This is a genomic window from Pseudomonas sp. 5C2 (assembly GCF_034314155.1).
GTDB lineage: Bacteria > Pseudomonadota > Gammaproteobacteria > Pseudomonadales > Pseudomonadaceae > Aquipseudomonas.
The window spans coordinates 1,167,544-1,181,867 of sequence record NZ_JAVIWH010000002.1 but is presented as its reverse complement, the minus strand read 5'-3'; the positions used below and the strand labels follow the sequence as shown (position 1 = coordinate 1,181,867).

Genomic DNA, 14,324 nt, shown 5'->3' with positions numbered 1-14,324 from the left:
GGCGGGAAAAAATTCAAACTTAAAAAGTGCGTTGAACCGACAACGAAATGAAATCACGGTCGCCGTGGAAGTTCTGGTAGGAAAGTTCGGGAACGTTGGTGTCGTACTTGATAACTGAACCGGCAGGCCCGTAGTAATGCGTGTAGTTGAGGCTGGTCTGCCAGGTTTTCATGTAATCACCTTTCAACCCAACGGTGACGTTGCCACCATGTTCTGAGGGCATTAGCACACCATTGACTGCAGAACGGCCAGAAATCCCATAGCTCACACCGATCGGAGCCTGCAGGTCCAGCCCAGGGGCAACCTGAAAGTACTCGGGCGTAAAGATGAATTGCAGCGCGCTCGCGTCACGCGTTGCCGATGGGTCCAACTGATCTCGATTTTCAGTGACGCTCAAGAGTCGGTTAAAGGCAAGTTCACCGATAACGGATGCGCCATCCCAAAACGGCGTAGCCGCCAAAACATCAATCGCTGACAAATTGGCATGCAGAGTGCGGCCCACAGGGAAGGCCGCTTTGCTGTCGCCATTTGCCCCCAGGCTAGAGGGCACGATCACCGTATTCCCGGAGGCTACCAACGGCATGTTGCTACGGAAAGAAACCTCTCCAGCGACGTTGGCTTCACCGACCAGGGTACTGAAGCTAGCGCCTATCGTACGGATATTCTCGCCGAAGACCTCCTCGTAAGAGCCGGTATCGGGGTGAACATAAAACTGAGGCATCTTGTCGTGGAACTGCGCCGCGTAAATACCGTATTCCACATCGCCTGTACTAAATTTTAGCTGGACGCCGCCCTGCCCCGAATTCTTGGCATCAATATCACGACCCCGGGAGAACGAGACCCCCGGCCCCATGATCAGCGACTCGCCGCCGTTATCAATGAAGTCGGCAAAACTGAAGTAACTGCCTGCGGCGGGCAAACGGCTTTTGCGCCATTCCAACTGGTAATAGGCGCCAATGGACACGTTTGAATTGATCTGCAATTGCCCAGAGAGCTGATCAATGGGCCGAAGAATCTCCTTGAACTGAGAGTTGGGAACTGAAAGCGCCTTGATCAAGTCGAGCGACGTTTGTGCTGCCGCAATACCGTTACTGCCGAAGAACAGGCTTTCACCGTAGAGCTGGGTAAAACGGCCCGCTTTAACGTTGAGCTGCATATCCGCTGGGGTAAAACTACCGTAAACGAACGAGTCCAACATCTCAGCGTCACGCCCCTGTAGTTTCTGGGTCGCGTGAGTGAAATGGTCATAACTGGCAGAGCGGGAATTCACCAGCGCGCCATTCAACGCGCCTGGGTTGTCGTTGGAATGGTTATAGACATCGTCATACCAGGCGGCACCGCTGAGGCGCAGACCGAAGTTACGCTTGAATCGCAGATCGAATTCAGACAACAGATCAAGGCGGTCGGAAATCAACCCACGGTCAAAGTTTAGATCACCATCGTTGGTGTTGGCCTGAACACCGGTTGAGTTATTCGCGACCTTGGAGTCTGCACCGCGAACCCGCCATGCAGCGCTGTATTTGATTGTGTTATCCAATGACATCTGAATGTCAGGATTACCGGAATCGATCTGAAATGCATAGGTTGCACTGCTCATCGACAATCCAGCGAGTACGCCAAGTGCCAGTGCTGATCGATAGCGAAAGGAAGCATTTGGTTGATAGGTATTGTTACCCATATCGTCTCCTCGATTTTTTTTGTTTTTGTAATTTCGTGCTGACGCCGCGAACATTTGCTTCGCGCTTACCGACAGCCGATGTACACGAAACTATGGGTCTTGAGGGTTACCGTCCAATACCAAAAACCTGCCAACCTGATACCTATCAGGTATCGCTATGCACGTTATGGCTAGCCGTCGTGGAGGGTCTCCCGTTCAGGTGCGGGCTGCGGTGACACACGGGCATCAGGAGGATCAATGAATCAAGCATTGACGGAGCATGCTTGATGGTTCTTCCAGCGCGTTCAACCGGCCAACGCGATGGTGGCAAAATGTATTGGTTGAATGCGTGGAACTCCAATACCATGATCGCCTCCCCTCAGTGCCTCTCGCGTACTGAGCAATCACCCGAAAGGTTTACCGCACATGGATCTACGCCATATTCGCTACTTCATCGCTGTTGCGGAGGAACTGAATATGCGCCGGGCATCCATCCGTTTACACATCTCCCAGCCTCCGTTGACTCGACAGATCCAGCAGCTTGAAGATGAGTTGGGCGTACAGTTATTCATTCGCACACCACGCGGTATGGAACTGACTCAGGCCGGTGAGTTGTTCCTCGCTGAAGCTCGCAATATTCACTCAGTGGTCGAGCAGGCAACCGAACGTACGCAAAGAGCCGGTCAGGGGAAGCTGGGCAAGCTCGATATCGGCATCTTTGGCTCGGGCATTCTTGATACCATCCCTAAGTTGCTATTGGCATTCCGCAACACCCATCCAGACGTAAAAATTGTTTTGCACAACATGAATAAGGACGAACAAATTGAAGCCTTGCGTCAACGTCGAATCGACGCGGGCTTCAACCGATTTATCACGCCGTCGTCCGACATTTCCAATGAGCTCGTTATCACGGAAAAGCTGTTACTGGCAGTCAACGAAAATCATCCTCTGGCACACGAAACTATCGTCCCGTTTCACTGCCTGGCCAATCATCCATTGATCCTGTTTCCCACGGGCTCGCGTCCAAACTTTGTCGATAAAGTCATGAGCATGTGTGAAAAAGCGGGGTTCATCCCACAGGTTGCGCAGGAGGTGGGCGATACCGTGACCGGAGTGGCCTTGGTGGCAAGTAACTTTGGCGTCTGCTTGGTGCCGGAGTCGGCCTCAGTGCTTGCTCTGCCGGGCGTGGTTTACCGGGCCCTGAGCGAGGAGCCCGATAACGCTCAAGTCGACTTGAGTTGCATTTACCGGACCGATGACCGTTCTCCGATTCTCAGTTCATTTCTAGAAATAGTTCGGGATTTTCGCACACGAAGAACGCCTTGATCTGAGGACTCCGTCTGTGCGGGGTGAAATGGCGGAAGGCAGCGGGAGTCGAACCTGCCCGGGAACGGATGCCGTCCCCAACCGGGTTTGAAGCCCGGCCGCGCCACCGGGCGCGATTGCCTTCCTTGAAATCAGTCTCACGAACTCTGTGCGAGTGCATTATCCGGACGGATACGGCGCTGGTCGCCGAGCCGTCGGGTCAAGCCAATACGGTCGAAGAACTCGAGAATCTGGATACTGCGCTTGCGGCCGATGCCCACTGCATCGCGAAATGCGGCTGCCGGTATCACTGGATTATCCGCGGACAGTTGCAACAGCATAGCTGCCAACTGGCGTACCGTGGCGTCAGTGTAAAACAGGTCGCGTACCACTTGATGGACCTGCCCCAACCGCGCCAATTTGCGCAGCAGCAAGCGCACGGCCGCTTCATCATGATGAGTCGCATTGGCCAGATCGCGGACCCAGGGCGAGTCGAAACCCGCCTGTTCGAACAGCGGCTTCAGCTGCAGCCACAGCACCTCGTCTTCTTCGCTCAGACGCACCTGGTGTTCGGGTAAATGCAACCAAGGGCCACTGGCGGCAATGGCGCCGCCGGCCAGCAATTCGTCGAGCAGGCTGATGAAGGTCGGTCGGTCCAGCGACATGCCTGCGAATCGACGCAAACGATCACGGTCCGGTCCCAATTGGTCGGGTTCCAGTTGATGAAAGCGCGCGAGTTGCTCCAGCATCCGGGCTTTCAGGGCCTGCCAATGGGCATCGCTGAACAATCGCGGCCCTTGGCGCGTGGCAATCACGAGGATATCGGCCGGTAGCTGCCACGTGGCGCGCAGGCGATTGAACTGGCGCTCAAGGCGTTGTGGGTCGAGCCCTGCGTCGCTATTGCCGAACAGCGTCGGCAAGACCTGTTCCAGGGTGTTGGTGTCGGCCAAGGCCTGTAGCTGTGCCAGCCGGGCCGGACTGCGCCGCTGGCGTGCCGGTGCAAACGGGTCGAGCACCCGCCCCCCGCCAAGGGTGCGTTGGGCGCTCTGGTCACGCAGGACCAGGTGATCACCCTGCACCGCCTGCAGTGGCGCATTCACCAACAATTGCGCGAACATTCGGTGCCCCGGCGCCAGGCTTTCACCCTCTAGTAATGCGACCCGAGCGGTGACATCTTGAGTGCCCAGGTGTACGTGCACCGGGCTGAAATGTGTAAAGGTACGCGTCTCGCTGGCAAGCAGTTGCATGTCGATGTCCAGACGTTGGGTGGGCGCATACAGCCACTCGGCCAGCAACCAGTCGCCACGATGGATCTGCTCCAGGGCCAGGCGCTCGGCGCTCAGGTTTAACGCCAACCGTTGCCCGGCCGATCCTTCGACGGCGGCCTGGTTCTGCGCATGCAGACCGCGCACCCGCACGGGCTTGCCGGATGCGCCCAGCAGCAACGTGTCGCCCACTGTTACCTGTCCGGCCAAGGCCGTCCCGGTCACCACGATGCCGGTACCGGCAACGCTAAAGGCACGATCGATGGCCAAGCGGAAACCGCCACAGGCAATGCGTTGCTGAATTTCGCGCTGTGCATCCAGCAATGCCTGACGCAGGGTCTCGATACCCTCCCCAGTCACGCTCGACAACACGATCTGCTGCGCCCCAGCATAGGGCCCGGGCGCGAGCAACGTTTCGACCTCGACCTGAACCGCCCGCACCCGTGCCGCGTTCACCCGGTCGCACTTGCTGATCGCCACCAGCGCCCGAGGGATCCCCAGCAGCTCGATGATCGCCAAATGCTCGCGGGTCTGAGGCATCACCCCATCATCCGCAGCCACCACCAGCAACACCAAGTCAATGCCCTGAATACCGGCGAGCATGTTGTGGATGAAGCGCTCATGACCGGGCACGTCAATAAAACCGGTAAGCGCCGCTCCGGGCTCCAGCACCGCGTAAATGAAACCCAGGTCGATGGTGATGCCACGCTCGCGCTCTTCCCGGCGGCGGTCACCTGACTGACCGGTCAAGGCCTTGAGCAAGGCGGTCTTGCCGTGATCGATGTGCCCTGCAGTGCCAACGATCACCCTGCCCGGCCCTGCCCTTGCAGTTGATCAAGCTGAGCCAACCAGGCCGTCTCATCGTCAAGCTGGCGCAGATCTAACCATAGGGCGTCGTCGTCGATGCGCCCGAGCACTGGAATGGGCAAGCCCCGCAATGTCGCCTCCAGCCCCTGCAACCAACGCCCGCGCAGCCGTTTAGGCGCGTGCGGTGTCAGGCACAATGCGGCGCTGGGCAGTCGGGCCACGGGCTGGCTACCGCTGCCGATCATGCTCAGCGCTGGCAACGCCGCGACGCCCCAGTCGTCGCCCAACACGTGCGCCAGTAAAGGGCGCAAGCGTTCAGCCTGAGCGAAAATATCGGTCTGGGGACGGGTGAGCAGGCGCAAGGTAGGCAGGCGTTCAGCCAGTCGGTCGGGGTCGCGGTACAAACCCAGTACCGCTTCGAGGGCCGCCAGGGTCAGTTTGTCTACCCGCAACGCACGCTTGAGCGGGTTCTTCTTGATTCGTGCGATCAGGTCCTTGCGGCCTACGATCAAGCCGGCCTGGGGGCCTCCCAGCAACTTGTCGCCGCTGAAGGTCACTATATCGGCACCGTCGATCAGCGCCTGACGCACCGTGGGTTCCGCGGGCAGTCCCCAGCGGGTCAAGTCCAACAGACTGCCGCTGCCCAGATCTTCGAGCAATGGCAGGCCGTGACGGTGGGCGAGTTGCGCCAGTTCGGCGGTGGGCACCTGAGCGGTGAACCCCTGAATGCTGTAATTGCTGGTGTGCACGCGCATCAACAGACCACTACGAGGTCCAATGGCGGCTTCGTAGTCACGGGCATGGGTGCGGTTGGTGGTGCCCACTTCATGTAGCTTGACCCCGGCCCTGGCCATGATGTCGGGAATGCGAAATGCGCCGCCGATTTCGATCAACTCGCCACGGGAGATAATGCCTTCTTTGCGCGCGCCCAGACTGTTGAGCGCAAGCAAGACGGCGGCAGCGTTGTTGTTGACCACCGTCACCGCTTCCGCGCCGGTCAGTTTGCGAATCAGGCCTTCAATCAAGTCGTCGCGGTCACCGCGTTTGCCGGTTTGCAAGTCGAATTCCAGATTGAGCGGATAGCGCGCAGCCTGTTGCATGGCCTCAATGGCTTCCTCCGGCAACAGCGCCCGCCCGAGGTTGGTGTGCAGCACCGTACCGGTGAGATTGAACACCCGTCGCACCCGGCTGGCGTGCTGGTTTGCCAGGCGTTCGCCTACCCTCCCTGCCAATACCTGCGCCGTGAGTTCAACCGCATCAAGCTGACCCCGCTGAACCGATTCGCGCAGGTCATCAAGCAATTGTCGCAGGGTGGCGAGCAATGCATCGCGGCCATACCGTTCTGCCAGTGGCTGGCAGGCAGGGCTGCGCAGCAGACTGTCTATCGAGGGCAGGCGCAAGACGCTGGAGGCAGGATTGGAGGGCATTCAGGGCTCCGGGAATGACGCGGAAGTGGGTCCGTGTATACAGAAAGCCTGAGTGTAGCCGCTGTGTTCAACCTCCTCCCGGTGTGAGCATCAGGTTCGGCGCTTGGCGTTGGTAGCCATCCAGGTCCAGACGCATGTCCAGCGTCAGGCTGGTCAGGTCCGCCGAAAGCGCCTCGGCTTCTGCATCATTTTCCAGGTAAAGCAGTTTCAGGTAGCTGTTGCAGCCGGGACAGATTTCAGCCCGCAGGGGCGCCTGATTGGCTGCATAGCGGTCATCTTCGAAGCTGACATATTTCAGCCCCTTGCTCTGTTCGCAGTAGATGCATTTGACCCGCACCACATGCCATTCGCAGGCACATAACGAACACACCAGGTAGCGCAATCCGTTGTACTTGCCACGGTGGCGAATCACCCCCGCCATGGCTGGCGAACCGCAGGCCGGGCATTGGCCGAGACTGTCGCAGGGCTTCAGGTCCACGGTTGGCATGTGCAGCAACCAGTGACTCCAGGCGGCCTGCAAGGCTGCACCGAGAAACGGCACCAGCGCTGCGGGCACCCCCTCAAACTGACCGCTGAGCAATGCGATGGCCCACGCCCTGCGCTGCCCGGCACTGGCGTTGCGCAAGGTCGCGAGGGCATTTTGCACTGGCGGCTGGGGCGGTGCCTGATAACGCAGTAGCAAGGCGTCCAGATACGGCTGCCAACCGTCCTCGCGCACCAGACTGTCGGCGGCCAGCGGCGGCAAGCCGTGTTGCTGACATAAAAGCACGTGCTCGGGGTCTGGGATTATGGCTGACGGCGGTTGATCCATCAGGCTCTGCTGGACGCGGCAAAGAGAGGCTATCAGCATCAGATAGTCGGCCAGCGGATGCCCATGGCCCACCTGTTCCAAACGTTGGGCACGTAACGTGAACAGAGTGTGCGGTGGCAGGTACAGAAACGGCGGCGCACTGGCTGACGCTTCGATCTGTCCGGGCTCTAGTATCGTGCTCAAGAACTCATCCCTTTTTGGTTATCGGACGGTCGGGACGCTCAACACGGTTGTCATCGCGAGTTACCTCGCGGTACCAGAGCTCATGGTGTTTCTTTGCCCAGGCACTGCTGACCCAGCCATGCAGCATGGCGTTCACAGAACCCTTGATCCAGATGCCCGCATAGATATGCACGATGATGCTCAGTATCAGCACAAAGGCCGCCACCGCATGCAACAGCATCGCCAGGCGAATGGCCGTGATACTGAAGTAGTTGCTGAAATAGACGCGCCAGATCACCAGACCGCTGAACAACAGCACCCACATGCAGATCAGTAAAGTCCAGAACAGCAGTTTCTGCCCAGGGTTGTACTTACCGATTGGCGGTACGCCCTCCTCTTCGTTACGCATTACACGGTTAATCCGCTTGAGCCACAGGCGGTCGTTGGCGATAAAGAAGTTAGCCCGCCAGAAACGGATAACCAGCCCCAGAAACAGCAGGAACATCAGGACGCCCATGAAGGGGTGCAGGATGCGTGTCCAGGGTCCGCCGCCAAACACGTGGCTGAGCCAGAACAGCGCCGGGTGAAACAATGCCAATCCTGACAGGGCCGCCATGAAAAACAGAATCGCTACCAGCCAATGGTGGGTGCGTTGATTGGCGGTGTAACGCAGGATCGGTTTGTGGTTCATGGTCTGTCCTCCCCGCGAGAGCCTGGGTTATGCGGATCATAGACATGCACGGCCGGGTCGACTTCGTGCACGCTGGGGTCCTTGCCTGCCTGATGTTCGTCTTCCTCGACCCGCTGCGGACCAATGCGCACGTAATGGAAAAAGCCCGCCAGCACCGCCGCCCCCATGGCCAGCAACGCCAGGGGTTTGCTCACGCCTTTCCAGAGGTCCACGAACGGGCTGATCACCGGGTCCTTCGGCAAGCCCGCGTAGAGCGAAGGATCGTCGGCGTGGTGCAGCACGTACATCACATGGGTACCACCGACCCCGGAAGGATCGTACAGACCCGCGTGCTCGAAGCCCCGGGACTTAAGGTCCACGATGCGTTCGGCGGCGTGCTCTTTCATGTCCTCTTTGCTGCCGAACACGATTGCTCCGGTCGGGCAGGTCTTGACGCAAGCGGGCTCCAGACCTACTGCCACCCGGTCCGAGCACAGCGTGCACTTGTAGGCCTTGTGATCCTTCCGCGAGATGCGCGGGACATCGAAGGGGCAGCCGGTGATGCAATAGCCGCAGCCGATGCAATGGTCCTGATTGAAGTCGACGATGCCGTTGGCGAGTTTGACGATTGCCCCCGGACTCGGGCATGCCTTCAGGCAGCCAGGGTCAGCGCAATGCATGCAACCATCCTTGCGGATTAGCCATTCCAGGTTGCCGGCCGTGTTTTCATGCTCAGTGAAGCGCATCAGCGTCCAGGTCTCGGCGCTGAGGTCCTGGGGGTTGTCGTAAGTCCCGTGGTTGTGGCCGACCTCGTCGCGCAGTTCATTCCATTCCGAACAGGCAACCTGACACGCCTTGCAACCGATGCACTTGGTGGTGTCGATCAGCTTGGCCACTTCCTCTTGTTGACGCACCGAGGGCGGTACGGTGGTGGTGGCCGAGCGGGCGATAATGTCTTGGCTGGCCATCTAGATTTTCTCCACGTTGACCAGGAATGACTTGGATTCCGGAGTCTGGGAATTGCCGTCACCGAGGAATGGCACCAGGGTATTGGTCAGGTAGCCATGGCGGGTGAGCCCGGTAAAGCCCCAGTGCAGCGGGATGCCGATATGGTGCACCGTCTGGTTGTTGACTTGCAGCGGTCGAATCCGTTTAGTCACCACCGCCACCGCCTCGATATGCCCGCGCTTGGAGCTGACCCGTACCCGGTCGCCCGCGACGATGCCCTTTTCCTTGGCCAGGACTTCGCCAATCTCGACAAATTGCTCGGGTTGGGCAATTGCGTTGAGCCGGCAATGCTTGGTCCAAAAGTGAAAGTGCTCTGTCAGCCGGTAACTGGTAGCGGCATAGGGGAAGTCCTTGGCCGTCCCGAGCGAGTCCCAGACTGAATCGAAAATACGGGCAGCCGGATTGCTCGTGACCTTTTTGTTGTTGGGGTGCAGCGGGTTGATGCCGATAGGCGTCTCGAACGGCTCGTAATGTTCCGGGAACGGCCCTTCGGCCATTTTGTCGACGGCAAAGAAACGCGCCACCCCTTCGGGGTTCATGATGAAGGGATTCATGCCCGCTTCTGGCGCCACATCGGCCTTGTAGTCGGGAACGTCAGTGCCGGTCCAGACCTTGCCGTTCCACCACAGTAGACGCTTGTTCTCGGCCCAGGGTTTGCCCTGCGGATCGGCCGAGGCGCGGTTGTAGAGAATGCGTCGGTTCATCGGCCAGGCCCACGCCCACCCTAGGTGCTGCTTCATGCCATAAGGGTCGCTGTTGTCGCGGCGGGCCATCTGGTTGCCCTGTTCGGTCCAGCTGCCGCAGAAAATCCAGCAGCCTGATGCGGTGCTGCCGTCGTCCTTGAGCTGGGCGAAGCCGGGCAGCTGCTGGCCGCTCTTGACCACCGCGCCGCTGGCATCGGTAAAGTCGGCGGTAGCGCTGCCATTGATTTCCCGGGCCAACTCCTCGGGTGATGGCTCGTCCGGAATCTTGTAGGGCCAACTGAGCTTGAGGATCGGGTCGGGAAATGCACCGCCGTGGGCCTGATAGCGCTGGCGCAGACGCAGGAACAGCTCGGTCATGATCTGCACGTCGGTGCGGGCTTCTCCAGGGCCGTCGGCGCCTTTCCAGTGCCATTGCAACCAGCGACTGCTGTTCACCAGCGAGCCGTCTTCTTCGGCGAAACAGGTGGTGGGCAGACGTATGACTTCGGTCTGGATACTGGCGGTATTGACGTCATTGTAGGGCCCGACATTGCGCCAGAACTCTGAGGTTTCGGTTGCCAGCGGGTCCATTACCACCAGCCATTTGAGCTTGGCCAACGCTGCGGTTACCCGATTTTTGTCAGGCAACGCCGCGATGGGGTTGAAGCCCTGGCACATGTAGCCGTTGACCTTGCCCTGGCCCATCATGTCGAACATTTTCAGGATGTCGTAGCTGGGGATGTCGAGTTTGGGCAGCCAATCGTAGCCCCAGTGGTTTTCCACCGTGGCGTTGGCGCCGTACCAGGATTTCATCAGGCTGACGTGGAACTTGCCGTAGTTCTGCCAGTAGGACAACTGCCCTGGACGCAACGGCTTTAGCGCACGCTTGGCAACATAGGCGTCGTAGTCCTGTTCGCCATCGCTCGGCAGTGTCAGGTAGCCGGGCAGCGAGTTTGACAAGAGTCCGAGGTCCGTCAGGCCCTGGATGTTGGAGTGCCCGCGCAAGGCATTGACCCCGCCGCCTGGCATGCCGACGTTGCCCAGCAACAGTTGCACCATGGCCGCGCTGCGGATCATTTGTGAGCCGACCGAATGCTGCGTCCAGCCCAGGGCATAGAGAATCGTCATGGTTTTGCCCGGTTGCGCGCAGGTGGCGATCTCGGTCCATATCTTGACCATGGCGTCTTGCGGCATGCCGCAGATCTGACTGGCCAGCTCCGGGGTATAGCGGCTGTAGTGGTGCTTCATCAACTGATAGACACAGCGCGGGTCTTGCAGGGTTGGGTCGACTTTAGCAAAGCCGTCCTCACCGAGTTCGTAACCCCAGCTTGATTTATCGGTATAGGTGCGTTTGGCCGCGTCGTAGCCGGTGAACAAGCCGTCTTCGAAGCCGAAGCCCGCCTTCACAATGAACGACACGTCCGTATAGGCCCGCACGTATTCGTGCTGGATCTGGTCTTCAGTCAGCAAGTAGTTGATCAGCCCACCCATGAACGCTATGTCGCTGCCGGTACGGATTGGCGCGTAATAGTCGGCCACGGAGGCGGTACGGGTAAACCGTGGGTCGGCCACGATCAGCCGCGCCTGATTGTGCGCTTTGGCTTCCGTTACCCACTTGAAGCCGCACGGGTGAGCTTCGGCAGCATTGCCGCCCATGACCAGGATCAGGTTCGCGTTGGCGATATCGGTCCAGGTATTGGTCATGGCTCCACGGCCGTACGTCGGGGCAAGACTTGCCACCGTCGGACCGTGTCAGACACGCGCCTGGTTATCGAACCCCAGCATGCCAAGACTTCGAATGACCTTATGGGTCAGGTACCCTGCCTCGTTGGACGCCGCAGAGGCGGCGAGAAACCCCACCGACAGCCAGCGGTTGACCGTCTGGCCCTGGGCGTTCTTCTCGATGAAGTTGGCATCACGGTCCGCCTTCATCAGGTCTGCGACACGGTCGAGCGCTTCATCCCAGGACACCCGCGTCCACTCATCGCTACCCGCCTTGCGCACCTGCGGGTATTGCAAACGGTCCGGGCTATGGATGAAGTCCAGCAAGCCAGCGCCTTTAGGACACAAAGTGCCGCGGTTGACCGGATGGTCAGCATCGCCTTCGATGTGGATGATGCTTTGGGCGACGTTCTTGGCCGTATCGCCCTGGCTGTACATGATCAAGCCGCAGCCCACCGAACAATAGGGGCAGGTGTTACGGGTTTCATGGGTGTGGGCCAGCTTGAAGTGACGCACGTGCTCGGCGAAGGCTGGCTCCGGGGCCATGCCTAGCGCGGCCAGGCTTGAGCCGCCAAGTCCAACAGCGGCGACCTTGAAGAACTGACGACGGTTGAGATCCATCGTGTACTCCTGATCAGGTGGAGGACACTCTGGACGTGGCCGGGGTGTCTTGGACGATCACGCTTGCGTCGACGGCGCGGCCGCCGACACTTGATACTTTAGTCAAGATTGCAAGCGCTGTAATGAAACCGGATCGCCGGTGATCGCCAACTGCCAGCCATCCCTGATCAAGGTGCTGGATATCAGAAGTTCGCGGGGGTGTTCGCGCTGATGATCTCAGCCTCGTCCTGCCCGATATTCTGGAACCGGTGAGGCAAGGTGGTGGAGAAATAGTAACCGTCACCGGCATTGAGCACGCTGACCTGGCCATCAACCGTCAACTCGACCGTGCCGCGTGTCACCAGTCCGCACTCCTCGCCTTCGGCATGCACGATGGGTTCCTCGCCAGAACTCGCGCCTGGTGCGTATTGCTCGCGCAAAAAGCGCATCTGCCGACTCGCCACGGTCGCACCTATGAGCAACAGACGCAGGCCATTACGGCCCAGATCGGGTTGTTCATTGGCGCGGAAGACGTAGCGGTCCTCCCGAGGGGGTTGATCAAAGGTAAAGAAATCCGCCAGCGACATGGGTATGCCGCCGAGCAATTTCTTCAGAGAGCTGACTGAAGGGCTTACACGATTCTGCTCAATCAGGGAGACCGTGGCATTCGTGACGCCGCTACGCCTGGCCAGCTCGCGCTGAGACAGTTTGTAGCTTTCACGTACTAATTTGAGTCGTGTCCCCGTGTCCATGGCAGCCTTATGTGAAAAATACTCAAAGGGTAGAGCGTCGAGTATTAAATCACGTTTGTTCATAGAGCTCAGCCGATTGCATAAGTGGCCGACAAAAAGAACGGCGGCCTGCGTTGAACGGGCCGCCGCAATCAATGTGTGCTAGATGCCGAACCGGTCACGCATGGCGTAATACGTGGCACCCAGGGCCGTAAGTGGAACCTGGAATGCCCTGCCACCCATCATCGGCATGTGCGGGAGCGATGCAAACGCGTCGAAGCGTTCCGCGTCACCACGGATCATCTCCGAGATCAGTTTCCCGGCCAGGTGCGAGCAGGTCACGCCATGCCCGCTGTAGCCTTGCATGTAGTAGGCATTTTTTTCAACACGACCGAACTGGGGCATGCGGGACATGGTCAGCAAGAAGTTGCCTGTCCAGCGGTAATCAATTTTGACCCCTTTCAACTGCGGAAACGTCTTGAGAATTTTGGGCAGGATCAGTTGCTCAATGTCTTTTGGCTCGCGGGCACCGTAAACCACCCCACCCCCGTAAAGCAGGCGGTTGTCCGCCGTGAGCCGGAAGTAATCGAGCAGGTAGTTACAGTCTTCGACACAGTAATTATGAGTGATCAGGCTCTTGGCAACTTTCTCCGACAACGGCTCGGTCACGACGATTTGTGAACCGCACGGCATGCTCTTGCGCGTCACGCGCGGGTCCAGGTCTTCGTTCAGGTAAGCGTTGCCCGCAATCAGCAGGTACTTTGCTCTGACCTGGCCTTTGGCCGTGCCCACAACGATAGGCTCGCCGTAAGCGATGTTGATCGCGGCCGACTGCTCGAAGATTTTACCGCCCAGCCGAATGATGGCCGCCGCTTCACCCAGCGCCAGGTTCAACGGATGAACGTGCCCACCCGACATGTCCAGAAGGCCACCGACATAATTATCAGTACCGACTTCTTTAGCAATGTCGGCGGCACTGAGCATCTGCAGTTGCTGGTTTCCGTAGCGCTCCCAATGACTTTTTTGCCCTGCAAGACCTTTGAGTTGCTTCTTGTTGAGCGCAGCGAAAATGCCGCCTTGGCGGTAATCGCATTGGATGTCGTATTGCTTGATTCGCTGGCGGATGATGTCTCCCCCCTCGAAAATCATGCTTCCCAGCACTTGCGCGGTTTTATCGCCGTAACGCTGTTCGATGACATCGACGTCACGGCTGTACGAGTTGACCAGTTGACCGCCGTTGCGACCGCTCGCCCCGAAGCCCACTTTGGCGCTTTCCAGGACGGTCACGCTGTAGCCTGCTTCGGTGAGAAACAGCGCCGATGACAAGCCGGTGTATCCCGCGCCGATCACACAGACATCGCATTCGATAACCTGGTCAAGAATCGGGAAATCGCCGACGTTGTTCCGGGTCGCGGCGTAGTAGCTATTTACGTAAGGTTGCATGATTGAATTCCTCGGCGGGACACACATCTGCGC

Annotated in this window: 10 protein-coding genes and 1 tRNA gene; 1 reads left to right on the top strand and 10 read right to left on the bottom strand. The window is 58.9% G+C overall.

Translation table 11 applies throughout. The features are described 5' to 3' along the window. Positions 1-19: 19 nt before the first annotated feature. Entirely contained in the window at positions 20-1,678 is a 1,659-nt protein-coding gene (locus tag RGU44_RS06060) for a DUF1302 domain-containing protein (protein WP_322216153.1), read from the bottom strand. Positions 1,679-2,083: 405 nt separating this feature from the next. On the opposite strand from RGU44_RS06060, the gene RGU44_RS06055 reads away from it, so the two are divergent. Next, entirely contained in the window at positions 2,084-2,983 is a 900-nt protein-coding gene (locus tag RGU44_RS06055; protein ID WP_322216151.1) for a LysR substrate-binding domain-containing protein, read from the top strand. Positions 2,984-3,012: 29 nt separating this feature from the next. On the opposite strand, the gene RGU44_RS06050 is transcribed toward RGU44_RS06055, so the two are convergent. The 9 genes from RGU44_RS06050 to RGU44_RS06010 all read right to left on the bottom strand — a co-directional run bounded on the left by RGU44_RS06050 (position 3,013) and on the right by RGU44_RS06010 (position 14,294). After that, a tRNA-Sec gene (locus RGU44_RS06050) sits at positions 3,013-3,108 on the bottom strand. 12 nt (positions 3,109-3,120) lie between these two features. Then, a complete protein-coding gene (gene selB / locus RGU44_RS06045) occupies positions 3,121-5,034 on the bottom strand; it encodes a selenocysteine-specific translation elongation factor (RefSeq protein WP_322216148.1) in 1,914 nt (637 codons plus the stop codon). Then, positions 5,031-6,461 carry an L-seryl-tRNA(Sec) selenium transferase gene (gene selA, locus RGU44_RS06040; RefSeq protein WP_322216145.1) on the bottom strand — a complete coding sequence of 477 codons (1,431 nt, stop codon included), beginning with the start codon at positions 6,459-6,461 and terminating at the stop codon, positions 5,031-5,033. Before selA ends, selB begins: the two co-directional genes overlap by 4 nt. Before the next feature lie 67 nt (positions 6,462-6,528). Beyond that, positions 6,529-7,455: a formate dehydrogenase accessory protein FdhE gene (fdhE, locus tag RGU44_RS06035; protein WP_322179331.1), complete on the bottom strand. Its 927-nt coding sequence runs from the start codon at positions 7,453-7,455 to the stop codon at positions 6,529-6,531. A 4-nt stretch (positions 7,456-7,459) separates the two neighbouring features. After that, positions 7,460-8,125 carry a formate dehydrogenase subunit gamma gene (locus RGU44_RS06030; RefSeq protein WP_322179332.1) on the bottom strand — a complete coding sequence of 222 codons (666 nt, stop codon included), beginning with the start codon at positions 8,123-8,125 and terminating at the stop codon, positions 7,460-7,462. Then, entirely contained in the window at positions 8,122-9,072 is a 951-nt protein-coding gene (fdxH, locus tag RGU44_RS06025) for a formate dehydrogenase subunit beta (protein WP_322179333.1), read from the bottom strand. Before fdxH ends, RGU44_RS06030 begins: the two co-directional genes overlap by 4 nt. Continuing rightward, positions 9,073-12,138: a formate dehydrogenase-N subunit alpha gene (fdnG, locus tag RGU44_RS06020; protein ID WP_322216144.1), complete on the bottom strand. Its 3,066-nt coding sequence runs from the start codon at positions 12,136-12,138 to the stop codon at positions 9,073-9,075. Between the two features lie 182 nt (positions 12,139-12,320). Next, positions 12,321-12,869 carry a cupin domain-containing protein gene (locus RGU44_RS06015; RefSeq protein WP_322179335.1) on the bottom strand — a complete coding sequence of 183 codons (549 nt, stop codon included), beginning with the start codon at positions 12,867-12,869 and terminating at the stop codon, positions 12,321-12,323. Positions 12,870-13,010: 141 nt separating this feature from the next. Next, positions 13,011-14,294 carry an FAD-binding oxidoreductase gene (locus RGU44_RS06010; RefSeq protein ID WP_322217766.1) on the bottom strand — a complete coding sequence of 428 codons (1,284 nt, stop codon included), beginning with the start codon at positions 14,292-14,294 and terminating at the stop codon, positions 13,011-13,013. Positions 14,295-14,324 lie beyond the last annotated feature (30 nt).